Source organism: Qipengyuania flava (genome assembly GCF_011762005.1).
Classification (GTDB): Bacteria; Pseudomonadota; Alphaproteobacteria; order Sphingomonadales; family Sphingomonadaceae; genus Qipengyuania; species Qipengyuania flava.
The window spans coordinates 636121-658198 of record NZ_JAASQU010000002.1; the positions used below are offsets into that span (position 1 = coordinate 636121).

At 63.5% G+C, this 22078-nt stretch carries 22 protein-coding genes; 13 read left to right on the top strand and 9 right to left on the bottom strand.

The window, feature by feature from the left end; translation table 11 throughout:
* Window positions 1-28 precede the first annotated feature (28 nt).
* Window positions 29-1294 (top strand): UDP-N-acetyl-D-mannosamine dehydrogenase, encoded by a 1266-nt coding sequence (gene wecC, locus FHS69_RS09790; RefSeq protein WP_166777525.1) that lies wholly within the window; start codon window positions 29-31, stop codon window positions 1292-1294.
* Between the two features lie 10 nt (window positions 1295-1304).
* Here the strand turns inward: wecC and fabI are convergent, their stop codons facing one another.
* From fabI to FHS69_RS09805, 3 genes are read right to left on the bottom strand one after another with little or no spacing between them, the layout of a single operon-like run.
* Window positions 1305-2114, bottom strand: coding sequence for an enoyl-ACP reductase FabI (fabI, locus tag FHS69_RS09795; RefSeq protein WP_166777526.1), 810 nt, complete (start codon window positions 2112-2114; stop codon window positions 1305-1307).
* Window positions 2111-3136, bottom strand: a complete 1026-nt coding sequence (locus FHS69_RS09800; protein WP_208380279.1) for a YihY/virulence factor BrkB family protein — start codon at window positions 3134-3136, stop codon at window positions 2111-2113. The genes fabI and FHS69_RS09800 overlap by 4 nt, the downstream gene beginning before the upstream one ends.
* A 3-nt stretch (window positions 3137-3139) precedes the next feature.
* Window positions 3140-4102 carry a DnaJ C-terminal domain-containing protein gene (locus FHS69_RS09805; protein ID WP_243844607.1) on the bottom strand — a complete coding sequence of 321 codons (963 nt, stop codon included), beginning with the start codon at window positions 4100-4102 and terminating at the stop codon, window positions 3140-3142.
* Between the two features lie 184 nt (window positions 4103-4286).
* Between FHS69_RS09805 and pdxH the strand changes: the two genes are divergently transcribed.
* From pdxH to FHS69_RS09820, 3 genes are read left to right on the top strand one after another with little or no spacing between them, the layout of a single operon-like run.
* Window positions 4287-4895 (top strand): pyridoxamine 5'-phosphate oxidase, encoded by a 609-nt coding sequence (gene pdxH / locus FHS69_RS09810; RefSeq protein ID WP_166777527.1) that lies wholly within the window; start codon window positions 4287-4289, stop codon window positions 4893-4895.
* The gene (locus FHS69_RS09815; RefSeq protein WP_166777528.1) at window positions 4892-5824 is read left to right on the top strand and encodes a cation diffusion facilitator family transporter; all 933 of its coding nucleotides are present in this window, start codon (window positions 4892-4894) and stop codon (window positions 5822-5824) included. The genes pdxH and FHS69_RS09815 overlap by 4 nt, the downstream gene beginning before the upstream one ends.
* Window positions 5821-6630, top strand: a complete 810-nt coding sequence (locus FHS69_RS09820; RefSeq protein ID WP_166777529.1) for a PhzF family phenazine biosynthesis protein — start codon at window positions 5821-5823, stop codon at window positions 6628-6630. Before FHS69_RS09815 ends, FHS69_RS09820 begins: the two co-directional genes overlap by 4 nt.
* On the opposite strand, the gene FHS69_RS09825 is transcribed toward FHS69_RS09820, so the two are convergent.
* Window positions 6615-7742 (bottom strand): serine hydrolase domain-containing protein, encoded by a 1128-nt coding sequence (locus FHS69_RS09825; RefSeq protein WP_166777530.1) that lies wholly within the window; start codon window positions 7740-7742, stop codon window positions 6615-6617. The genes FHS69_RS09820 and FHS69_RS09825 overlap by 16 nt on opposite strands.
* Before the next feature lie 30 nt (window positions 7743-7772).
* Here FHS69_RS09825 and FHS69_RS09830 point away from each other — a divergent pair, with 30 nt between their 5' ends.
* Window positions 7773-8117: a hypothetical protein gene (locus FHS69_RS09830; RefSeq protein WP_172603112.1), complete on the top strand. Its 345-nt coding sequence runs from the start codon at window positions 7773-7775 to the stop codon at window positions 8115-8117.
* Here the strand turns inward: FHS69_RS09830 and mnmA are convergent.
* A complete protein-coding gene (gene mnmA, locus FHS69_RS09835; protein ID WP_166777531.1) occupies window positions 8114-9268 on the bottom strand; it encodes a tRNA 2-thiouridine(34) synthase MnmA in 1155 nt (384 codons plus the stop codon). The two genes, FHS69_RS09830 and mnmA, sit on opposite strands and share 4 nt — an antisense overlap.
* Window positions 9269-9336: 68 nt before the next feature.
* Between mnmA and FHS69_RS09840 the strand changes: the two genes are divergently transcribed.
* The 6 genes from FHS69_RS09840 (at window position 9337) to FHS69_RS09865 (ending at window position 16564) form a co-directional block, all read left to right on the top strand.
* Window positions 9337-9660, top strand: coding sequence for a hypothetical protein (locus FHS69_RS09840; RefSeq protein ID WP_166777532.1), 324 nt, complete (start codon window positions 9337-9339; stop codon window positions 9658-9660).
* A gap of 3 nt (window positions 9661-9663) precedes the next feature.
* Entirely contained in the window at window positions 9664-9963 is a 300-nt protein-coding gene (sciP, locus tag FHS69_RS09845) for a CtrA inhibitor SciP (protein ID WP_067465087.1), read from the top strand.
* 139 nt (window positions 9964-10102) lie between these two features.
* Window positions 10103-10366, top strand: coding sequence for a GlsB/YeaQ/YmgE family stress response membrane protein (locus tag FHS69_RS09850; protein WP_067465083.1), 264 nt, complete (start codon window positions 10103-10105; stop codon window positions 10364-10366).
* A gap of 236 nt (window positions 10367-10602) precedes the next feature.
* Complete coding sequence (locus FHS69_RS09855) at window positions 10603-11805, top strand: efflux RND transporter periplasmic adaptor subunit (protein ID WP_067465077.1); 1203 nt, start codon at window positions 10603-10605, stop codon at window positions 11803-11805.
* Between the two features lie 14 nt (window positions 11806-11819).
* Window positions 11820-15296, top strand: a complete 3477-nt coding sequence (locus FHS69_RS09860) for an efflux RND transporter permease subunit (RefSeq protein WP_166777533.1) — start codon at window positions 11820-11822, stop codon at window positions 15294-15296.
* Between the two features lie 53 nt (window positions 15297-15349).
* On the top strand, window positions 15350-16564 hold the full coding sequence (locus FHS69_RS09865) for a DUF445 domain-containing protein (protein ID WP_166777658.1): 1215 nt from the start codon (window positions 15350-15352) through the stop codon (window positions 16562-16564).
* A gap of 55 nt (window positions 16565-16619) precedes the next feature.
* Here the strand turns inward: FHS69_RS09865 and FHS69_RS09870 are convergent, their stop codons facing one another.
* Entirely contained in the window at window positions 16620-17549 is a 930-nt protein-coding gene (locus FHS69_RS09870; RefSeq protein ID WP_166777534.1) for an electron transfer flavoprotein subunit alpha/FixB family protein, read from the bottom strand.
* Window positions 17550-17576: 27 nt separating this feature from the next.
* Entirely contained in the window at window positions 17577-18323 is a 747-nt protein-coding gene (locus FHS69_RS09875) for an electron transfer flavoprotein subunit beta/FixA family protein (RefSeq protein ID WP_166777535.1), read from the bottom strand.
* A 226-nt stretch (window positions 18324-18549) separates the two neighbouring features.
* Here FHS69_RS09875 and FHS69_RS09880 point away from each other — a divergent pair, with 226 nt between their 5' ends.
* A complete protein-coding gene (locus FHS69_RS09880; protein ID WP_243844608.1) occupies window positions 18550-19032 on the top strand; it encodes a DUF6265 family protein in 483 nt (160 codons plus the stop codon).
* Between the two features lie 134 nt (window positions 19033-19166).
* On the opposite strand, the gene sucC is transcribed toward FHS69_RS09880, so the two are convergent.
* Window positions 19167-20423, bottom strand: coding sequence for an ADP-forming succinate--CoA ligase subunit beta (gene sucC, locus FHS69_RS09885; RefSeq protein ID WP_082834535.1), 1257 nt, complete (start codon window positions 20421-20423; stop codon window positions 19167-19169).
* A 61-nt stretch (window positions 20424-20484) separates the two neighbouring features.
* Here sucC and FHS69_RS09890 point away from each other — a divergent pair, with 61 nt between their 5' ends.
* Window positions 20485-21264, top strand: a complete 780-nt coding sequence (locus FHS69_RS09890; protein ID WP_166777537.1) for a 3'(2'),5'-bisphosphate nucleotidase CysQ — start codon at window positions 20485-20487, stop codon at window positions 21262-21264.
* Window positions 21265-21328: 64 nt separating this feature from the next.
* Here FHS69_RS09890 and FHS69_RS09895 read toward each other — a convergent pair whose 3' ends face one another.
* A complete protein-coding gene (locus FHS69_RS09895) occupies window positions 21329-22024 on the bottom strand; it encodes a YiaD family glycine zipper/OmpA-like lipoprotein (protein WP_166777538.1) in 696 nt (231 codons plus the stop codon).
* Window positions 22025-22078: the final 54 nt, after the last annotated feature.

Genomic DNA, 22078 nt, shown 5'->3' on the forward strand with positions numbered 1-22078 from the left:
CGAAAACAAGTTCAGGGACCAGTTCTACATGCGTGGTGACACCAAGCCCGACGTCTGCGTCATCGGCCTCGGATATATCGGACTGCCTACTGCGGCGATCATCGCTCGTGCCGGCTGCCGGGTCCACGGCGTCGACGTGACACAGAGCGTCGTCGACACGATCAACCGTGGTGAAATCCATATCGAGGAAGTCGATCTCGATGGCTTGGTGCAGGCGGTGGTGCAACGCGGCCTGCTGACGGCATCGACCACCCTCGCACCCGCCGACGTGTTCGTCATCGCGGTCCCCACGCCCTTCGCGAAGGATGGCAACCATACGCCCGATACGAGCTATGTGATGGCAGCTGCGCAGCAGGTGGCTGCGGTGATCAAGAAGGGCGACACCGTGATCCTCGAGTCGACCTCGCCCGTCGGCACTACCGAAGCTATGCGGGATGCGATCGCGGCCGCGCGGCCGGACCTCGAATTGCCGGGGCTGGGCGAGGGGCAGCCCGACGTCAGTATCGCCTATTGTCCCGAACGTGTGCTGCCCGGGAAAATTCTCGAAGAGCTCACGCACAACGACCGCTCGATCGGGGGGATCACGCCGCGTTGCGCGCGCAAGGCGCTGGCGTTCTACAAACGCTTCGTGAAGGGCGAATGCGTCACCACCGACGCCCGCAGCGCGGAAATGACCAAGCTGGTCGAAAACGCCTTCCGCGACGTGAACATCGCTTTCGCCAACGAACTCTCCATGATCGCCGACAAGCAGGGACTCGACGTGTGGGAAATCATCCGGCTGGCCAATCGCCATCCCCGCGTCAACATCCTGACCCCGGGGCCGGGCGTGGGTGGTCACTGTATTGCGGTCGATCCCTGGTTCATCGTCCACGGCGCGCGCGAAGAGGCGCAGATCATTCGCCAGGCGCGCGATACCAATGACGCCAAGATGCACCATGTCCTGGCTCGCGCCAAGGCGCTGGCCGATGCGCATCCCGATGCGAAGATCGCCTGCCTCGGGCTCGCCTTCAAAGCCAATATCGACGACTTCCGCGAAAGCCCCGCGCGATTCGTCGCCGCGGCGCTGGCGCGCGAATACGGCAGCCGGGTGCAGGTCGTCGAACCCTATGCGGGTGATCTTCCCGTCGAGTTCGAAGGGACCGGGGCGGAACTGGTCGACATCGACACCGCGCTGGAAGAATCGGGCGTGCTGATCACGCTGGTCGACCACGATGTCTTCAAGGTCATTCCGCCCGAGGAACGCACCGGGAAGAAGGTCTACGACACCCGCGGGATCTGGCCCGACGTGGCCTAGAACCTGATCGTCAGCTCTTGACCACCGCAATATCGGGCGCGTCGACCTGCTTCATGCCGACGACGTGGTACCCCGCGTCGACATGGTGGGTCTCGCCGGTCACTCCCGAAGAAAGGTCGGACAGGAAGTAGAGCCCCGAACCACCAACATCGTCGATAGTGACGTTGCGGCGAAGCGGCGAGTTCAACTCGTTCCATTTGAGAATGTAGCGGAAGTCGCCGATGCCGCTTGCGGCCAGTGTCTTGATCGGGCCGGCGCTGATCGCGTTCACGCGGATGTTCTGCGGGCCCAGGTCGTTGGCAAGATATTGCACGCTCGTTTCGAGCGCGGCCTTCGCCACCCCCATCACGTTGTAATGCGGCATCACCTTCTCGGCGCCGTAATAGGTGAGCGTGAGGATCGAACCGCCCTCGGTCATCATGGGTTGGGCGCGCTTCGCCACCGCGACCAGCGAATAGGCCGAGATGTTCATCGTCATCAGGAAGTTGTCGAGGCTGGTGTCGACATACTTTCCGCGCAGCTCGTTCTTGTCCGAGAAGCCGATCGCGTGGACGATGAAGTCGATCGTCTCCCAGCGTGCCGCGAGCGCTTCGAATGCGCGGTCGAGCGCTGCCATATCGGAGACATCGCATTCGATGAGGAAATCGCTGCCCAGCTGTTCGGCGAGCGGCCCGACGCGCTTTTTCAGCGCTTCACCCTGATAGGAGAACGCCATCTCGGCACCGTGTTCGGCGAGCTGGCGGGCGATCCCCCAGGCCAGCGATTTGTCGTTGGCGAGCCCCATGATCAGCCCGCGCTTACCTGCCATCAACCCGCTCATGCTGCGTGTTCCTCTTCTTCCATCTCACGCGCCAGCGCGGCTCGGCGACCCTCGTCGGTCTCCTCCGTCTGGCTGAATTCCTCTTCGGGCGTTTCTGCCAGTGCCGCATTCAATTCCGCGCCGATAACCACCCCGAGCCCGACAAGCCAGAAAAAGAACAGCACGATCATGACTCCGGCCAGCCCGCCATAGGTCAGGTCGTAGGCGAAGAAATTCCGCAGCACGGCAGGCATTACCGTGGTGACAGCGATCCACCACAGCGTCGTCAGCAGCACGCCCGGCCATTTCGGATAGCGTTTGCGCCGGTACTTGGACGGGGTCAGCGAATAGAAGATAAGATAGAGCGAACCGAACAGGCCCAGCGCCGGGACGATGCGGGTCAGCCGCAACAGGTCGCCAACTCCGTCGACCAATTGCGGAAAATAGGCCGCAATCACCTCCTGCGCCGCACCGATCACGAATTGCGCGATCAGGCTGAGAAGGAGCAACAGAACGGCGCTCAGGATAACACCGGTCGACAGCAAGCGATATTTCCAGAAAGCGTGCGTCGCATGCGTGCCGTAGGCGCGCCGCAGGATATCGCGGATGGTCTCGACCAGACTGCCAACGGTCCACAGCGCTACCCCGGCACCCGCCCACAGCAGCCAGCCGCTGCGCGCCTCGATCACGTCTCGCGCGACGGGTTCGATGACATTGCCCACGATCGGGGGCAGGGCGTAGAGCGCCGCATTGATCGTCGCAGCGCGCTCGGCTTCTTCGCCGAAAGCGGAGAAAACCGCCGCACCAAGGATGAAGAAGGGGAAGATCGCCAGCATCGACAGATAGGCAAGATTGCCGGCATGGATGAAGCCGTCGTTATACGTTCCCACCAACGTGCGCTTGGCGACTTCCCACGCGCGGGTACCGGGTCCGACCTGCAGTTCGATGCGGCCGCGCAGATCACGGGCTTCCCTGCGCCTTTGCTCGGGTGAGAGCGACTGGATCTCGCGCTCGGGGCTTTCGGGCAGGGGCTGCGACGTCAAGCCTTACACCCCGAGCTTGCTCCGCGGGTCGCTCTCGTCCTTCCAGCCATCGAGCCGCTCGGCGAGTTCGCCGAGCTGTTCGGGAAGCTGGATCTCGAGCGTGACCAGCTGGTCACCGCGCGTGCCATTCTTGCGCGTGAAACCCTTGCCCTTCAGGCGCAGCACGCTGCCGCCATTCGTCCCGGGCTTGATCGTCATCATCACGGGGCCGTCGACCGTGGGGACGCGCACCTTGCCACCACGCACCGCCTCGTCGAGCGTGATCGGCAGGTCGTTGCGGACATCGTCGCCCTCGCGCCGGAACAGCGTATGACGGTCGATCGCGATGGTGACCAATCCGTCACCGGCGCCCCCGGGGCCCTGCTCGCCCTTACCCTTGAGCCGCATCTGCGTGCCATCTTCGACACCCTTGGGCAGCTTGAGATCGATGGTTTTGCCGTCGGCTAGGGTGATACGCTGGTCTTTCAGCGCGGCCGCGTCGACGAAGGGCACCCGAAGCTTATAGGCAATGTCGGCGCCCTTCTGCGGTCCGCGCCGTTGTTGCGCGCCTCCGAATGGGCCTGCACCGGGCCCCCCGCGCGGCCCGCGTCCGCCGAACAAGCCTTCAAAGATATCGCCGAGGTCGACATCCTCGGTGCCAAACCCCTGGAAATCCTCGGCACGATAGCCGCGCTGGCCGCCATTGGGTCTGAAACCCCCGCCGCCGCCCATGCCGGCGAAGGGATTAGCGGGGTTGCCATCGGCATCGATCTCACCGCGGTCGAACTGCGCACGCTTGTCCTTGTCCGACAGCAGGTCATAGGCGTTGGTGACCTTGCTGAATCGCTCGGAAGCTTGCGGATTGTCCTTGTTGCGATCGGGATGCAGTTCTTTCGCGAGCTTGCGGTAAGCGCTCTTGATGTCCTTCTCGGACGCATTTCGGGCAACGCCGAGCGTGGTGTAGGGGTCGGAAGTGTTCATGGGCATCAGGCGTATTAGCTAGGCACAACAGCCGCGCCACGCAAGCGCATGTGGTTTCCTGCGCGGGCGATAGCGGATAGGGGACGCGGCATGGACGAAAACCTTTTCCTCGAGGTGCGGCATTCCCCGCTCAAACGGGGCGCAGCGGTTTTTGCTCCAGAACCGTGTTCGATCCTTTAGGAAACTTCACATGCAGTCCGACGACAGCGCCATTCCCGCCAGCGATCCCTTCATGCTGTTCGAAGTGTGGTACGCGGAAGCAAAAGAGGCCGAGCCCAACGATCCCAACGCGATGGCACTGGCAACCGCGTCGGAAGATGGCTTCCCTTCCGTGCGCATGGTTCTGCTCAAGGGCCACGGAACCGACGGTTTCGTGTTCTACACCAATGCCGAAAGCCGCAAGGGTGAGCAGATCCGCGCCAATATGCGTGCCGCGCTGCTGTTCCACTGGAAAAGCCTCAGGCGCCAAATCCGGATCGAGGGCCCGCTCAAGGAGATAAGCGAGGCCGAAGCCGACACCTATTTCCATTCGCGGCCGCGTGTTTCGCAGATCGGTTCGGCGGCCAGCGACCAATCGCGCCCCCTGCCGGATCGGCAGGTCTATCTCGATCGCGTTCATGCGCTCGAGGAACGGTATCCCGAAGGCGATATCCCGCGCCCGGCGCATTGGACCGGTTTCCGCCTTTCTCCGCGGCGGATCGAGTTCTGGCAGGATCGTCAATATCGCCTCCATGACCGGCGACTATTCAGCCGGGAAGACGAAACCGAGGCGTGGTCGAACACGCTGTTGTACCCGTGAGCGAGCAACGCACGCTGGCGCGCTCGGCCGCCATCGCCTCGATCACGGTCGCGGTGATTCTCGTCGTCCTCAAAAGTTGGGCAAGCTGGCGGACCGGCTCCACCGCGATGCTTGGCAGCCTCGCCGATTCGGCGCTCGACCTGATCGCCAGCCTCGCCACGCTGACCGGTGTATGGATCGCTTCCATGCCCGCCGACGAGGACCATCGTTTCGGTCATGGCAAGGCGGAGGCGCTGGCAGCGATTTTCCAGGTCATGCTGATCGCGCTTTCGGCGTTCGGGATCGCGGCGCGAGCGATCATGCAGCTGGCGGGGCAGCAGGTGACGGCGGCCGCCGATGAAGGCATCGCGGTTTCCTTGATCGCCATCGTGCTCACCTTCGCTCTGCTGGCCTGGCAGCGCCATGTCATGAACCGAACCCGCAGCCTCGCGATCCAGACCGACCACCTGCATTACAAGTCCGACCTGCTGCTCAATCTTGCTGTGATAGCGGCGCTGGTGCTCGACCAATATGTCGGGCTGGGCATGGCAGACCCGCTGTTCGGCCTCGCAATTGCCACATGGCTGGCAATCGGCGCATGGCGGGGGGCGAGCGATGCGGTCGACGATCTCATGGATCGCGAATGGCCCGAAGAGAAGCGCTCGGCCTTTGTCGAGGTAGCCGCACGACACCCGGAACTGTCGAACCTGCACGACTTGCGCACCCGAACCAGCGGCAATCGCGATTTCGTGCAGTTTCATGTCGACCTGCCGCCGACGATGACGATCGCCCGGTCGCACGCGATCATCGAACGGGTCGAAGAAGACTTGCGCGAACAGTTCCCCGGAACCGAGATACTGATTCACATCGATCCCGAAGGCCATGTCGACGAGCCCGGGAATCCGCTGGTCGAGGATAACGAATTCGCCAAACTGGAGAAGGATGGATGACGCACGCGCTGCCTTACTGGCATGTCGATGCCTTTGCCGATCGGCCCTTTGCGGGCAATCAGGCAGCGGTGATGCCGCTCGAAAACTGGTTAGACGACGCGGTGTTGCTCGCGATTGCGGAAGAAAATCTCTTCGCCGAGACCGCTTTCGTCGTGCGCGATACTACCGGGGAAGCGGATTGGGAGCTTCGCTGGTTCACTCCTACCGAGGAAGTGCGCTTGTGCGGCCACGCCACGCTCGCGAGCGGACATGTCCTGCTCGCCCGCGATGGTGGTGAGCGGGTGACCTTCCGCACGCGAAGGGCGGGATTGCTGGCAGTCGAACGCAGCGGCGACGCCTATGAACTGGCCTTGCCACTGATCCGCACCGAGCGCGGCGACTGGCCCGAAGCGGTGGCGCTGCTCGGCGCGCAGCCGCAGGAAGTATGGCTTAACCCGGACGGGTACGGCGTCTATCTTTTTGCTGACGCGGCCGTCGTTTCTGCGCTCGATCCCGACCTTCGGGGGCTGGGCGCGCTGGGGAACGACCAGTTCATCTGTACCGCGCCGGGAACCGACACCGATGTGATCAGTCGCGTTTTCGTGCCGGGTGGCGGGGTCGACGAGGACAGCTTCACCGGATCGGCACATGCTGCGCTGACGTATTTCTGGGCCGAGCGGCTGGGGCGCGAAAGTTTTTCGGCCTTTCAGGCTTCGCAGCGTGGGGGATACGCGCATTGTCGCCGCGACGGCGATTGCGCCGTGCTGTCGGGCCCCTGTGTCACCGTCGTTGAGGGGCGGTTCTACCTGCCTCAGGTTTCGGGGTAGAGCTCGACGATATCAGCGAGCTGTTGCAGCATCGCGCGCCGCTCGGGCGCATCCGAATGGCCCAGTCGCACAACGGTCAGCTTCTGGCTCGGTGAGACGAATACATACTGCCCCATGTGGCCAATCATCGAGAAAGCGTCCTTGGGCGCGCGGTTGGGGATCAGCGGATGCTCTTCTTCGCCCGTGGGCCGGTTGAGCCATGTCTGCAGGCCGTAATGCGGACTCTGCGGACTTGGCGTGACCATTTCTTCTACCCAGCCGCGCGGCACCAGCTGCTCGCCGCGATACGAGCCCTTGTTGCGCAGCAGTTCGCCCAACCGCGCCCAGTCGCGCGCGGTGGCATGGATCAGGCTGCCGCCGATGAGCGTGCCTGCACGATCGAATTCGGGCACCACGCTGGTCATCCCCAGCGGATCGAACAGCCGCGCCTTCAGATAATCGGACACTGCGCGGCGCCGGATATCGGGGTCCTTGCTGTCGGTCAGTGCTCGCGCCGCGATATCGGCGAGGATGACAGTGGTGTTCGAGGAATATTCGAACTTTGCACCAGGTTCGGCCTCGAGTGGTTGCGCGGTCGCATAGTCTGCCATGTCGTCGCGGCCATCGAGGAACAGCATGCGCACTTCGCTGCTTTCCTGCGGCGGATCGCCCGCCTCGGTATGTTCGAGCCCCGCGCGCATCTGCAGGAGGTGTCGCAATGTTATCTCTGCGCGCGGATCGCCCGTGCGTTGCCACCGAGGCACGGGGGCTGGCGCATCGAGTCGCAATTGCCCATCGGCCACCAGCATCCCGATCATGATGGCGGTGACCGTCTTGGCCATCGACCAGCTGATGAAACGCGTGTCCGCATCGTAGCCCGGAGCGTAGCGTTCCACCGCCAACCTGCCGCCATGATAGACTACCAGCGCACGCGTTTCGCCGAGGCCGTCATAAGTGAACAGATCATCCGCCGCGCGTGCAAGCGCCCGGGTCGGGGCGCCGGGATTCTCAGTCACCGCGGCAAGCGCTTCCTCGCTCAGCGGCGGCTCTTCGTTTCCGCCGGACGAACCGCAGGACGCAAGGCTTGAGGTGGCGAGGGCAAGCGCGATAAGGGTGGCGGGGCGCGTCATCATGGGCGCGTCACTCGCACGAAGGAATCCCGCTTGGCAACGGCCAAAACACGCTCGCGCAAAACCCGTCTTTGGCTCTGGCTGCTGCTTCTCGTCCTCGCGCTGCTGGGTGCAGCCTGGTTCGCCTGGGGTGAAGGGCTGCGGCAGACCGGCGGTGTCGGTTCGGCTTATGCCGCACGGGTCGGCTGCTCTTGCCGCTTCGTGGCCGGGCGCGATCTCGACGACTGCGCCAAGGACAAGCTTGCGGGGATGGAGCTGATTTCGCTGAGCGAAGACGTGCAAGCCAAGAGCGTGACGGCGTCGATCCCGCTGATCGCATCGGACACGGCCAGCTATCGCGAGGGCTATGGCTGCGTCCTCGACGAGTGGCGCGATTAGGCCGCGACGCGTTCGGTCGCTTCGATCCAGCCACCGCCGATCACGCGCTCGCCGGCATAGATTACCGCGGCCTGTCCCGGCGCAACGCCAAATTCCGGATCGGCGAAATGCAGCGTCACCGCCGCGCCACCGCCCAGCGCGCCTTCTAGCGTCACGGGAACCGGCTTGGCGAGGCTGCGGACCTTGGCTGTCAGCGGCACGTCCGGCATCGGACCGATACGGTTGGTCTCGCCGATCCGCGCCGCGGTAACCGCGAGCAGACGTTTGGGACCCACCTTCACCTGTCCCGCATCGGCGTCGATACCCACGACGTATAGCGGTTCGGGCTGCCCGCCGATCTCGAGCCCGCGACGCTGGCCGACGGTGTAATGGATCACGCCCTTGTGCTCTCCCAGAGTTTCCCCCGTCGCGGCATGGACGATCGCCCCCGGGCGCGCACCTTCGGGACGCATCTTGCGCACGATCTTGGCGTAGTCGCCATCGGGGACGAAGCAGATATCCTGGCTGTCGGGCTTCGCTGCGTTGCGCAATCCGGCGCTCTCGGCCAGCTCGCGGACTTCGGCCTTGGGCATCCCGCCGAGCGGGAACCGCAGGAAAGCGAGCTGCTGCTCGGTCGTGGCATAAAGGAAGTAAGACTGGTCGCGTGCCGGATCGGCGGCGCGGTGCAGTTCGGGGCCGGCCGGCCCCGTCACCCGCTTCACGTAATGTCCGGTCGCCAGACAATCGGCACCGAGCTCGCGCGCCATGTCGAGGAGATCGGTGAACTTGGGGCCCATGTTGCAGCGGATGCAGGGCACCGGCGTGCGCCCGGCAAGATAATCGTCGGCAAAGGTCTCGACCACGTCTTCGCGGAACGCGCTTTCGTGATCGTGGACGTAATGCGCAATGTCCAGCCGTTCTGCCACCGAGCGTGCGTCCTGGATGTCGTCCCCGGCACAGCAGGCGCCCTTGCGCCCGGTCGCGGCGCCGTAATCGTAGAGCTGCAGCGTGATGCCGATCACTTCGGCGCCGGTGCGTGCTGCCAGCGCAGCCACCACCGAACTGTCGACGCCACCCGACATGGCGACGACGATGCGGCATTCTGCGGCCGGCCGAGGCAGGTCGAACAGAGCGGCGGCCTGGTCCGGCGAAAGAGTATCGGTTGCGGGCATGCGCGCTTTATACACGGGTTCTACCGCGGTCGCTAGAGGATCCACGTAAGACACCGGTGGTCAGCTTCATGATACGTTTACCATGGATCGGTTATCCACAGGGCATGCTTGAGGGACGCTCGAAAGAAAAATCCGTTCGAGAACCGTGCGACAGCGCGGATTTGCGGCAGTTTCGCTGGACCGATTTGGTCGCGAAACTCGCTGCGACTCGCGATTTGCGCGAAGAGCTCGAACGGGTGGAGGCCGGCTTCAACGCCTTTGGCGAAGTGCGCCGCGAAGGAAACGGAGAAAGTAAACTGACCGTTAACCAAGCTGATTTAAGCCATGGCAAAGCTGGCCCCCTAGACCTTGGGAACACCGCGAACGAAGCGGACCAAGGCGACAGAGAGTAAAGAATGATCGAAAACCAGGACATCCGCCCTGCACAGGTTATCGGCCCGCTCGGTGAGCCGCTGACGCTGGAAGACCTGCCTTCGCCCAATACGAAGCGGTGGGTGGTCCGGCGCAAGGCTGAAGTCGTGGCTGCCGTAAACGGCGGATTGCTGACGATCGATGAAGTGCTCGAGCGCTATTCGCTGAGTCTCGAAGAATTCGCCTCTTGGCAGCGCGCTGTCGATCGTTCGGGCATGCAGGGTCTGCGCGTGACGCGGATCCAGCACTATCGCGATCTCTACGAACGCCAGCTCAAATATTGACCTGTTTCCATCCTAGGGGTGGAACGAATTGACAAGCCCCGCGCTCCCCGTTCATCCCTGAAGCGAATTCGGGGAACCCGTTGTCGACCCGCTCCGTTTGTGGAGCATTGGTTCGACGGGAAAAACAGGAGGAATTCGAATGGCTTGGATTATTGCTATCATCGTCGGTGGGATCATCGGCTGGCTCGCCAGCCTGGTCATGAACCGTGATGCCTCGATGGGCATCTTCTGGAATATCGTCGTCGGTATCGTCGGTTCGTTCATCGGCCGCTTCATCGGTTCGCTGATTGGCGTCGGCGCTACGCTGACTGAATTCAGCGTCCCGGGCCTGCTGATGTCGCTGCTCGGTGCGATCGTGCTGCTCGGTATCGCCAATCTGGTACAGCGCGGCCGCGTCCGCTAATCCGGCGATCATCCCAATTCCGAGGGCGGGGCGTTGAGAGGCGCCCCGCCCTTCGTGTATCCGGTAACGGCCTGTGGCCCCGTCGCGACATTCGTCCAGCCATGGGTGCCCCCGGTCGAGGCCGCGATTGCCCTGCGCGGAGCACGGGTCTACCGCCAAATGCGAAAATCTTGCGCTGAGTGGTTTAGCGATGTAATACACTCCATCTCCACAGCGCTTCTGGGGCAGGGAACGACATGAATTACGAGTCAGGTGTGATGGCCGAAAAGGGGGAGCCTATTACGGTCGGTCTCGACGAAGAGCACGTCGAGTTCGAGAACTCCGAACGGCGCGGTCGCCGCCGCATCTACATCATTGCCGGTCTCCTTGTGCTCGGTCTCGCGATTATCGCCTTCTTCCTGACTCGCGGCGATGGCGCCGCGACCCCGGCGGGGGACGAGAATGCCCAGGCGCCTACGGTGACCGTGGTCACCCCCGGGCGCACGACGGTCGAAGGCGAGTTGACGGCCACCGGTACGCTCGCTGCACGCCGTGAAATGCCGGTTGGTGTGGTCGGCGAAGGCGGCCGTGTCGTCTCTGTCCCCGTCGACGCGGGTGATTGGGTGCGCCAGGGCCAGGTGCTCGCGCAGATCGACCAGTCGGTCCAGTCGCAGCAGGTGCGCAGCGCCGCCGCTCAGATCCAGGTCGCGCAGTCCGACGCCGATCTCGCGCAAGCCAATCTCGATCGCGCGTTGCAGCTGGTCGAACGCGGCTTCGTCTCGCAGGCCGATGTCGACCGCCTGACTGCAACCCGCGATGCGGCGCGCGCGCGGGTCAGCGTGGCGCAGGCGCAATTGTCCGAACTGCGCGCACGCAATGCACGCCTCAACATCGTAGCCCCGGCTTCGGGTTATGTCCTCGAGCGCAATGTCGAAACCGGACAGACGGTCGGCGCGGGCTCGCCGCCGTTGTTCCGTATCGCTCGCGGTGGCGAGATGGAATTGCTCGCGCGCCTCAACGAGGACGCGCTCGCCAGGATTACCGTCGGAACCAGCGCTCAGGTCCGCCCCGTCGGCACCGACAAGCTGTTCACCGGCCAGGTCTGGCAGGTCTCCCCCACCATCAGCGAACAGGACCGGCAGGGTACGGCGCGGATCGCCTTGAGCTATGCGCCGGGCTTGCGTCCGGGCGGCTTTGCCACCGCGACGATCGCCAGCGGCACCGTTGTCGCTCCGATCCTGCCGGAAAGTGCGGTCCTTTCGGATGAAGACGGCGCCTACGTCCTCATCGTCAATGGCGAGGACAAGGCCGAGCGGCGCGCGGTGACCACGGGAACCGTGACGTCGAAGGGCATTGTGATCGCCGATGGGCTTACCGGTTCGGAGCGCGTGGTGCTGCGCGCCGGCGGCTTCCTGACCGAAGGCGAGACGGTCCGCACACAGCTGGCCGAACTCGACTGAGCAGGGGATAGGCAATGAACTTCCGGAATATCTCGGCCTGGTCGATCCGCAACCCGGTGATCCCCCTCGTTGCGTTCACCGCGCTGCTGCTGGCGGGCCTGATCAGCTTCGCCCGCATGGACGTGGTCAACAATCCGGACATCGAGTTCCCGGCGGTCAATGTCTCGGTCTCGCAACCTGGCGCCGCTCCGACCGAGATCGAGAACCAGATCACGCAACGGGTCGAAAGCGCCGTGCGTTCGATCAATGGCGTGAAGTCGATCAATTCGACTGCGCGCGAAGGCAATTCGAACACTTTCATCGAATTCGAGATCGGTACCGATCCCAACGATGCAGTGGCCGAAGTGAAGAACGCTGTCGACACGGTGCGCGGATCACTGCCCGACGGCATTCTCGAGCCGCGCGTGACCAAGGAAGAGATCTCGGGCGGTTTCCTCGCCATCTATGCGGTCGAAGCCGACGACATGACGATCGAGGGCCTCAGCTGGTTCATCGACGATTCGGTCGCCAAGCAATTGCTCGGCATCGAAGGCATGGCCGAGGTCAATCGCTTCGGCGGCGTCGATCGCGAGATCGAGGTGATCCTCGATCTTCCGCGGATGCAGGCGCTGGGCGTAACCGCGAGCCAGATCAACGGCGTGCTGAGGCAGAGCAATGTCGATGCCGCCGGCGGCATGGCCGAAGTCGGCGGGACGCGGCAGTCGGTGCGCGTGCTGGGCAATAGCGACGATGCCTATGCGCTCAGCCAGCGGCAGATCCAGATCGGAGGCGGTCGCACGGTCAAGCTGGCCGATGTGGCCACCGTACGCGACGGCTATTCCGAGCGCACGTCGATCAGCAAGGTGCGCGACAAGGAGGTCGTCAACTTCGCGATGAGCCGCGCGAAGGGCGCATCCGACGTGACGGTCTATGACGAGGCGCTCGAAAAAATCGCCCAGATCGAGGCGGAGAACCCCGGGGTGAAGTTCATCCCGCTGTTCAACACGGTCAAATATACCGAAGAGCAATACGAAAGCGCCATGGCCGCGATGATCGAGGGTGCGATCCTCGCAGTGGTGGTCGTGTTCTTCTTCCTGCGCGACTGGCGGGCAACCGCGATCTCGGCTGTGGCCATCCCCTTGTCGGCCATCCCGACCTTCTGGTTCATGGATCTGCTCGGCTTCAATCTCAACCAGCTCTCGCTGCTCGCCCTGGCGCTGGTCGCCGGCGTGCTGGTCGATGACGCGATCGTCGAGATCGAAAACATCGTGCGCCACATGCGCATGGGCAAGACCGCCTATCAGGCATCGATCGACGCGGCTGACGAGATCGGTCTGCCGGTGGTCGCCACCAGCTTCTGTATCGTCGCGGTGTTCTTTCCCGTCGGCGCAATGCCGGGCATCTCGGGCCAGTTCTTCAAGAACTTCGGCTTCACCGTTGTGGTCGCCGTGCTGATGTCGCTGGCGGTGGCTCGCATGATCACGCCGATGCTGGCGGCCTACTTCCTCAAGGCCCATGGCGCGGCAGCGCATGGCGAAGGTCCGATGATGGACCGCTATATGAACGTGCTGCGCTGGTCGCTCGACCGCGGCAAGATGTATGCAGCGCGGCAAGAAGTGGAGAGCCCGCGGCGGCGCTGGCTCTATATCCTCTCGCTGCTGCTGGTGGTGCTCGGTGCGCTGGCTGTGTCTGCTATGGCGACATTCACCGCGTCGGACCTGATTCAGGGGCTCGAGCTGCCGGAGCTCATAACGGGCGGCGATCCAGAACCCCGCGGCTTCGTAAAGCTCGTCGTCACGCTCATAGGCCTCGTGCAACTGGCGCTGGCACTCGCAATCGGTCTTTTCGCGACGCTGGCCTTCTTCCGCTTGGCCGGCTTTATCGCTCGGCTGTTCGGCAGTCACATGGCGCAGGCATGGCAGTATCTCTACGCGCGCTTCCTCGACCATCGCGTGTGGATGCTCGGCGTCGGTTATTTCTCGCTGCTGCTGACGATCCTGCTGTTCGGCATCGTGCCATCGCAGTTCCAGCCGAATATCGATGATGAGAACAGCCGGGTCGAGATCGAGATGGTCCCCGGGACCACGCTCGAGACGACCGAACGTGTGACCGACCAGGTCGCCGACATCCTGTATGAGCAGCAGGAGGTCGAACTCGCGCTCGAACGCGTCCGCGAAGGGCAGGCCACGCTTTACGTGACGCTCAAGCCCGATCGCGAACGCAGCTCGATCGAATTCGAACGTGCGCTGGCACCCACGCTGGCCCAGATACCCGACGCGCGCGTGCGTTTTGCCTCGCAATCGGGCGGGTTCGGTTCGGGGCGTGACATGACGGTGATGCTGGCCGGTTCGGACCCCGACCTGCTCAATGAGACAGCCGCAACGCTGGTCGAGCAGATGAAGGGTATCGACATGCTCGTTGCACCGCGCATCAGTGCGGACATCAACCGGCCCGAACTCATCATCGAGCCGCGCGAAGACATCGCTGCCGAGCTGGGCGTCACCACGGTTGCGCTCAGTCAGACCATCCGCATCGCCACCATGGGCGAGATCGAACAGAACGCTGCGAAGTTCTCGCTGTCCGATCGGCAGATTCCGATCCGGGTCAAGCTGCCGGAGCGTTCGCGCGAAGACCTCGATACGATCAAGAATCTGCCGGTCCAGACCGCGAGCGGCGGCTCGGTCCCGCTTTCGCGCGTCGCCGATGTGTCCTTCGGTTCGGGCCCGACGACCATTCAGCGCTACAACCAGAACCGCCGCGTGCTGGTGGGGGCCGATCTCGCGCAGGGCGTCGTCAAGGGCGAAGCACAGGCGGAAATCGATACGTTGCCCGTTCTGCAGGATCTGCCGCAGGGCGTGATCCGCGACGTCGTGGGCGAAGACGAATGGCAGCAGGAACTGGTCACCAGCCTCGGCATCGCCATCGTCTCGGGCGTTTTGCTGGTCTTTGCCGTGCTGGTGCTGCTGTACAAGCGCCTGATGAGCCCGCTCGTCAACATGACCAGCCTCGCGCTTGCACCGCTTGGCGGCATCCTGCTCGTCTGGCTGTTCGGCCAACCGCAGTCGATGCCGGTCTATATCGGTATCCTGCTGCTGCTGGGCATCGTCTCGAAGAACTCGATTCTGCTGATCGATTTCGCGATCGAGGAGATGGACAAGGGTACGCGCAAACTCCACGCAATCATCGATGCGGGGCACAAGCGTGCACAACCGATCGTCATGACCACCGTGGCAATGACCGCGGGCATGGTGCCCACCGCCCTCTCAGGCGTGCTGGGCTCGGGTGACGGCGCGTGGCGCGCTCCGATGGGCACGGTCGTGATCGGTGGGCTTATCCTGTCGACACTGCTTACGCTGCTCATCGTTCCTGCCGGCTTCAGCTTGGCGGACGGCTTCGAAAAGCGCGCCGGGCCCTGGCTGCGCAACCGGCTGCTGACCTACAAGGAAGGCGATGATCGCAAAGGATTGCCCGGTGACGGGCCAGGCGAACCGGGGCTCGAACCCGCCGAGTGAGTAACCTGCTACCCGCCCGCGGCACCTCCATCACGCCCGACAGGGCAAGGATGATGCGCCGCACCGCGTCGGGGCTCATCGTGCTGATGGCCGCCTTGTTCCTGTGGTCGGGGCGCTATCTCGATGTGCATCCGGCGTGGGGCTATCTGCATGCCTTCGCCGAAGCGGCAATGGTCGGCGGGCTGGCCGACTGGTTTGCGGTCACCGCGCTGTTCCGGCGTCCGCTCGGCCTGCCGATCCCGCACACGGCGATCATTCCCGAGAACAAGGATCGCATCGCCGATACCATGGCGGGCTTCCTGCGCGACAATTTCCTGACACCCGCCGTGGTCGGACGGCGCATGGGTTCGATGAATCTTGCACAGGCGGTGGGAAGCTATCTCGCAGATCCGCGGGCAACGCAGGATTCGCGCATCCGTGCGGGCGCGGGCGAGCTTGCGGTCGAGGTGCTCGAATCGCTCGATCCCGAACGGCTTGGCACGCAGGTCCGGACAGGGCTCAAAACCCAGCTGGCGAAGCTGGAGGTCGCGCCACTTCTCGGCGGGATGCTCGAGGCGATGATTGCCGATGGCCGCCACCGGCCGTTGATCGACAAGATCATCCGCTGGGCCGGACTGGTGCTTGAGGACAACGAAACGCTGGTGCGTGACATGGTCCACAAGCGGGCGAACGCGGTGCTCCGTTTTACCGGTCTCGACGAACGTCTCGCCAATTCGGTTCTCGACGGCCTCTACAAACTGCTCGCCGAAGTTCTCGTCGATCCCGACCACCCGCTACGCAGCAAGATCGAGGAAGGTCTGCAGGATTTGGCCCACGGCCTGCGCGAAGACCCCGAGATGCGCGAGCGGATCGAACGCATGAAGCAGGAGCTGCTGGAAAACCCCGCGATTGGCGATTGGTGGCAGGGCGTCTGGGAACGTTTGCGCGCCAATCTCATCGAATCGATACGAAGCTCGAACGGTTCGACGGGGCATGATTATATCGGGGAAACGCTCGGCGAACTGGGCGCAGCACTGCGCGATGACGAGCGGCTCCAGCGGCAGGTCAACCGGTTCGCGCGCCGGACCGCGGTGGGCGTAGCCACGCGCTATGGCGACCAGATCGTCCGCCTCGTGTCCGAAACGGTCAAGCGTTGGGATGCACAGACTATTACCGACCGGGTGGAAAGCGCAGTCGGGCGCGATCTTCAGTTCATCCGTATCAACGGCACGCTTGTCGGCGGCCTGGTGGGGATGACGATTCACACGCTCGATATCTATGTGATCTGATACGAAAAGGGCGGACCTTTCGGCCCGCCCTTCGCATTGTCAGTGAACCGTTTGCTCAGAGCTTCTCGGTTAACTCCGGCACCGCCTTGAAGAGGTCGGCCACGAGGCCGATATCCGCCACCTGGAAGATCGGGGCGTCTTCATCCTTGTTGATCGCGATGATCGTCTTGGAGTCCTTCATCCCGGCAAGGTGCTGGATGGCGCCCGAGATGCCAATCGCTATGTAGACCTCGGGAGCGACGATCTTGCCGGTCTGCCCGACTTGGTAGTCATTGGGCACGTAACCCGCGTCAACCGCAGCACGGCTGGCGCCGATACCGGCTCCCAGCTTGTCCGCAAGCGGGGTGATGACCTGCTCGAAGGTTTCCGAATCCTTCAGCGCGCGACCACCCGAGACGATGACCTTGGCGCTGGTCAGTTCGGGACGATCGCTCTCCGCGATCTCTTCGCTGACGAAGCTCGAAAGACCTGCATCGGTTGGGCCCGAGACTTCCTCGACGGCACCCGAACCACCTTCGGTGGCAGCCTTCTCGAAGGCGGTGCCGCGGACGGTGATCACCAGCTTCGCATCGGACGATTCGACCGTGGCGATCGCATTGCCGGCATAGATCGGGCGCGTGAAACTCTTCTCGCCTTCGACCGAAAGGATATCCGAGATCTGCATCACGTCGAGCAGCGCAGCGACGCGCGGGGCGACGTTCTTGCCCGTGGTGGTTGCAGGCGCGACGAATGCGTCATGGTCCGCCATCAACTCGGCGATCAGCGGGGCCACGTTTTCGGCCAGCGCATTTTCATATGCGGCGTCGTCAGCGAGGTGAACCTTGCCCACTCCGGCGATCTTTGCGGCTTCGTCGGCCACGGCGCGGCAATTGGCGCCGGCCACCAGCAGGTGGACTTCGCCGAGCTTGCCCGCAGCGGTGACTGCGGCAAGCGTTGCATCGGCGAGGTTCTTGTTGTCGTGTTCGACCCAAACGAGGGTTTTCATGTCAGTCTTCCTTCTCGTCCGAACGGCTTAGGCGATGCCGAGCGCTTTGATCTTGGCGACCAGCGCATCGACGTCTTCGACCTTTTCGCCAGCCTGGCGAACGGGCGGTTCGGAGACGTTCGTCGTGGTCAGTCGCGGTGCGGTATCGACCCCGAAATGGGCCGGGCTCTTGGTGTCGAGCGGCTTCTTCTTCGCCTTCATGATATTGGGAAGCGAAGCATAACGTGGTTCGTTCAGACGCAGGTCGGTGGTGACGATCGCGGGAAGCGTAAGCTTGACGGTCTGCAGGCCGCCATCGACCTCGCGTTTCACCGTGACGCTGTCGCCTTCGACTTCGACCGTGTTGGCGAAGGTGCCCTGCGGACGGCCCATGAGGGCAGCCAGCATCTGGCCCGTCTGGTTCGAATCATCGTCGATCGCCTGCTTGCCGAGCATGATCAGACCGGGCTGTTCTTCCTCGGCAACCGCCTTGAGGATCTTGGCCACGGCGAGCGGTTCGACCTCGTCATCGGTTTCGACGAGGATTGCGCGATCGGCGCCCATGGCAAGCGCGGTGCGCAGGGTTTCCTGCGCCTTCGCCGGGCCGATGCTGACCGCGATGATTTCTTCGGCCTTGCCCGCTTCCTTGATGCGGATGGCTTCCTCGACGGCGATTTCGTCGAAGGGGTTCATGCTCATCTTTACGTTGGCAAGGTCCACGCCCGAACCATCGGCCTTGACCCGTGGTTTGACGTTGTAATCGATCACCCGCTTCACGGGGACGAGGATTTTCATGCGATACCTTCCTCTCGATAGAATCTGTAGGCTTCGCCTAGCTCGCGTTTACGTAAACGTCAAGCTGGGCAGCCGCCGGTTTCGGGGCATTTTCGCCATTCCCTCGCGTTGCGCGCGGCACGGGTCAAGAGAGGCGGGCGTGCATCTTTACTATGGCCTTGCTGGCGAATAGTTTCCGGCTTTCGGCAGGGAGCATGCCATGCGCGCTCGAGCGATCCTATTTGCAATGCTGCCATTCCTCGCGTCGCCCGCGATGGGGCAGGAAACCCGTGTAGCCCCCGAAGGCCATAACCCGCCGCCCGCTACGGTAGCGCAGTTGGACTGGATGCTCGGCCAGTGGGTCGGCGAGGGTATTGGCGGCGCGCGCGCTTACGAGAGCTGGCTACCCGCCAGCAGCGCGACAATGGTCGGAACCTTCGTGCAGGAAACCGCCACGGGCGAAATCATGTTCACCGAACATATGTATGTTGCGGAAGAGGCGGGCTCGCTGGTCGTGCGGCTCAAGCACTTCAATGCCGATCTGACCGGATGGGAGGAGAAGGACGACATGCTGTCCTTCCCCCTTCTGTCGATCGACCAATGCGCGGCCTATTTCAGCGCGCTGACCTATCGCTGCGATGGCGATGACGCGATGCTGGTGGCAGTCCGGATGAAAAGCGACGGCGACGAAATCAGGGACCTGGTGTTCCGCTTCAAACGGCTTCGCTAGTCGCCCCGGCGACGCGGACTGCCCCGATCAGAATGCGGGGCAGCGACAATCAAGGGAAATCATGACGGACCGCCCCCGAGCGCCCGAGCATACGGCCCGGGCGAAACGAGGGCGGCAAACCGTGGTACAGCCGATCAGGCGGCCTGCTTCACTTCGGCGACGATCTTCTTGGCGGCGTCGCCCAGGTCGTCGGCGCTCACGATGGCGAGGCCCGAATTGTCGAGGATGGCCTTGCCCTCTTCGACATTGGTGCCTTCGAGCCGGACTACCAGCGGAACCGAGAGGTTCACGTCCTTCGCCGCCTGGACGATACCGTTGGCGATGACGTCGCACTTCATGATGCCGCCGAAGATGTTGACGAGGATGCCCTCGACCGCGGGATCCTTGAGGATGATCTTGAACGCAGCGGTCACCTTCTCGGTAGTGGCGCCGCCACCGACATCGAGGAAGTTGGCGGGGAAGGCGCCGTTCAGTTTGATGATGTCCATCGTCGCCATGGCAAGGCCGGCACCATTGACCATGCAGCCGATATTGCCGTCGAGCTTGATGTAGGCGAGGTCGTATTCGCTGGCTTCGACTTCGGCCGGATCTTCTTCGGTCTCGTCGCGCAGCGCTTCGACGTCTTTGTGCCGGAACAGCGCATTGCCGTCGAAGCTCATCTTGGTGTCGAGAACGAGCAGATTGCCGTCCTCGGTTTCGACCAGCGGGTTGATCTCGAGCATCTCGCAATCGAGATCCATGAAGGCGGTGTAGAGCTGCTTGGCCAGCTTCTGCGCCTGCTTGTTGAGATCGCCCTTCAGCTTGAGCGCGAAGGCCACTGCGCGGCCATGGTGCGGCATGAAGCCCTGCGCCGGGTCGATCGTGATCGTGGTGATCTTCTCGGGAGTCGAATGCGCGACTTCCTCGATGTCCATGCCGCCTTCGGTCGAGACGATCATGGCGACGCGTCCCGTTGCGCGGTCGACCAGCATCGAGAGGTAATATTCCTCGGCAATGTCGACGCCGTCGGTCACGTAGAGGCGGTTGACCTGCTTGCCCGCGTCACCGGTCTGCACGGTGACCAGCGTGTTGCCGAGCATTTCCTTGGCGTTGGCCTCGACTTCCTCGATGCTCTTCGACAGGCGGACGCCACCCTTCGCGTCGGGGCCGAGTTCGGTGAACTTGCCCTTGCCGCGGCCGCCGGCGTGGATCTGCGCCTTCACGACATAGAGCGGACCGGGCAATTGCTTGGCGCCTTCGACCGCTTCCTCGACCGTGAGAGCGGCATGGCCGGCGGGGATGCCGATGCCGTATTTCGCAAGCAGTTCCTTGGCCTGATATTCGTGAATGTTCATGAGAATCCTTCGTCCTTCGCGTGACGCGCGTGGGGGAATAAGAGTCGCTGCGGCCATAAGCATGTCTGAGCCCGCTTGAAAAGGCCCGCTTTCGGGTGCAGTGCGCGCGCGCATACCCATGATCGACAGCCAGCGCCTCGAATCCATCGTCTCCGAAGCCGGGAGGATCGCCTACGACCTGTGGCCGGGGGCGGGGAACGCGCTGGACGCGTGGGAGAAAAAGCCCGGCGATCCGGTGTGCGAGGCCGACCTCGCGGTCGACGCGTTCCTCAAGCGCGAACTGGGTGCGTTGCTGCCGTCCGCGGGCTGGCTTTCCGAAGAGACCGCCGATGATCCGGCGCGGCTCGCGCATGATCTGATCTGGCTGGTCGATCCGGTGGACGGGACGCGCGACTTCATCCGCGGCCGTAGCGGCTGGGCGGTCTCCGTGGCCTTGATCAGCGGGGGGCGCCCGCTCATCGGGACGCTGTGCGCGCCCGCCCGCGGGGAAACCTGGCAGGCGGTGGCGGGGCAGGGGGCGTTTCGAAACGGCCAGCGGCTTACCGCATCGATGCGCCGCGAATTTCCCGGCTCGCGCGTACCTGCACATGCGCTGCCCAAGACCGACACCGACCTGATTACGGTCGACCAGCCCAATTCGATCGCCCTGCGCATCGCCATGGTCGCCGCGGACGAGGCCGATCTGGTCGCCACCGTGCGCTGGGGGTTCGAATGGGACATCGCTGCCGCGGGCATGATCGCACGTGAGGCGGGGGCTGCGGTGAGCGACGCCTATGGCCGCAAGCTCGATTACAACAAACGCGATCCACGGGCCTTCGGTGTCCTTGTCAGCGCGCCCGATATCCATACCGCGGCAGTCGAGCGTCTGGCGCAGCGTCTCGCTACCCCCGAGGGCTAGCGACCACGAAAAAGGGGCCGGCGCGCTGCCGACCCCCTCGCGTGCTCCGAAGAGAGCGTCCGTTTTACATTCCCTGCGACTGCGCGGCCTGGATATCCTGCTGATCGAAGGGGATGATCTTGATTTCGACACGCCGGTTGAGCGGCTGGTTGACATTGTCGCCCGTCGACACCTTGAGACGCGTTTCGCCAAAGCCCATCCAGCGGATGCGCGAGGAATTGACACCGCGCGAAATCAGATAGTTGGCGACTGCCTGCGCGCGCTGTTCGGACAGGCGCTGGTTCGATTCGGCAGAACCGACAGTGTCGGTGTGTCCGTAAACGTCGACGAGGCTGTTGGGATATTGCGTCAGGCTGGATGCGACGCGATCGAGCAGGTCGCGGAAACCGGGCGAGATCGTATAGCTGCCGGTGGCGAAGGTGACGCCATCGGGAAGGTTGACGAGGATCGCTTCGCCGCCATCGGTTTCGCTGACATCGACGCCCGAACCCGCGGTCTGCTCTTCGAGTTCCTTGATCTGCTTGTCCATGTTGTAGCCGACAACGCCGCCCGCGACGCCGCCTGCAGCCGCACCAATGATGCGGCCGGTCTTGCCACCGATGACACCGCCCAGCAGGCCACCTGCAAGCGCGCCGCCGGCCGTGCCGAGGACGGTGCGGGAAACCTTGCGTTCGCCGGTGTTGGGATCGGTAACGCAGGCCGAAACTGTCAGGAGCGACACCGCCGCGAGGCTGGCGGTCATGATACGCGACTTTTTCATTAAATTCTCCTCCTCTGAGGTCTCCGGTCCGACGCCGTGAAGCGGCGCTCGCCG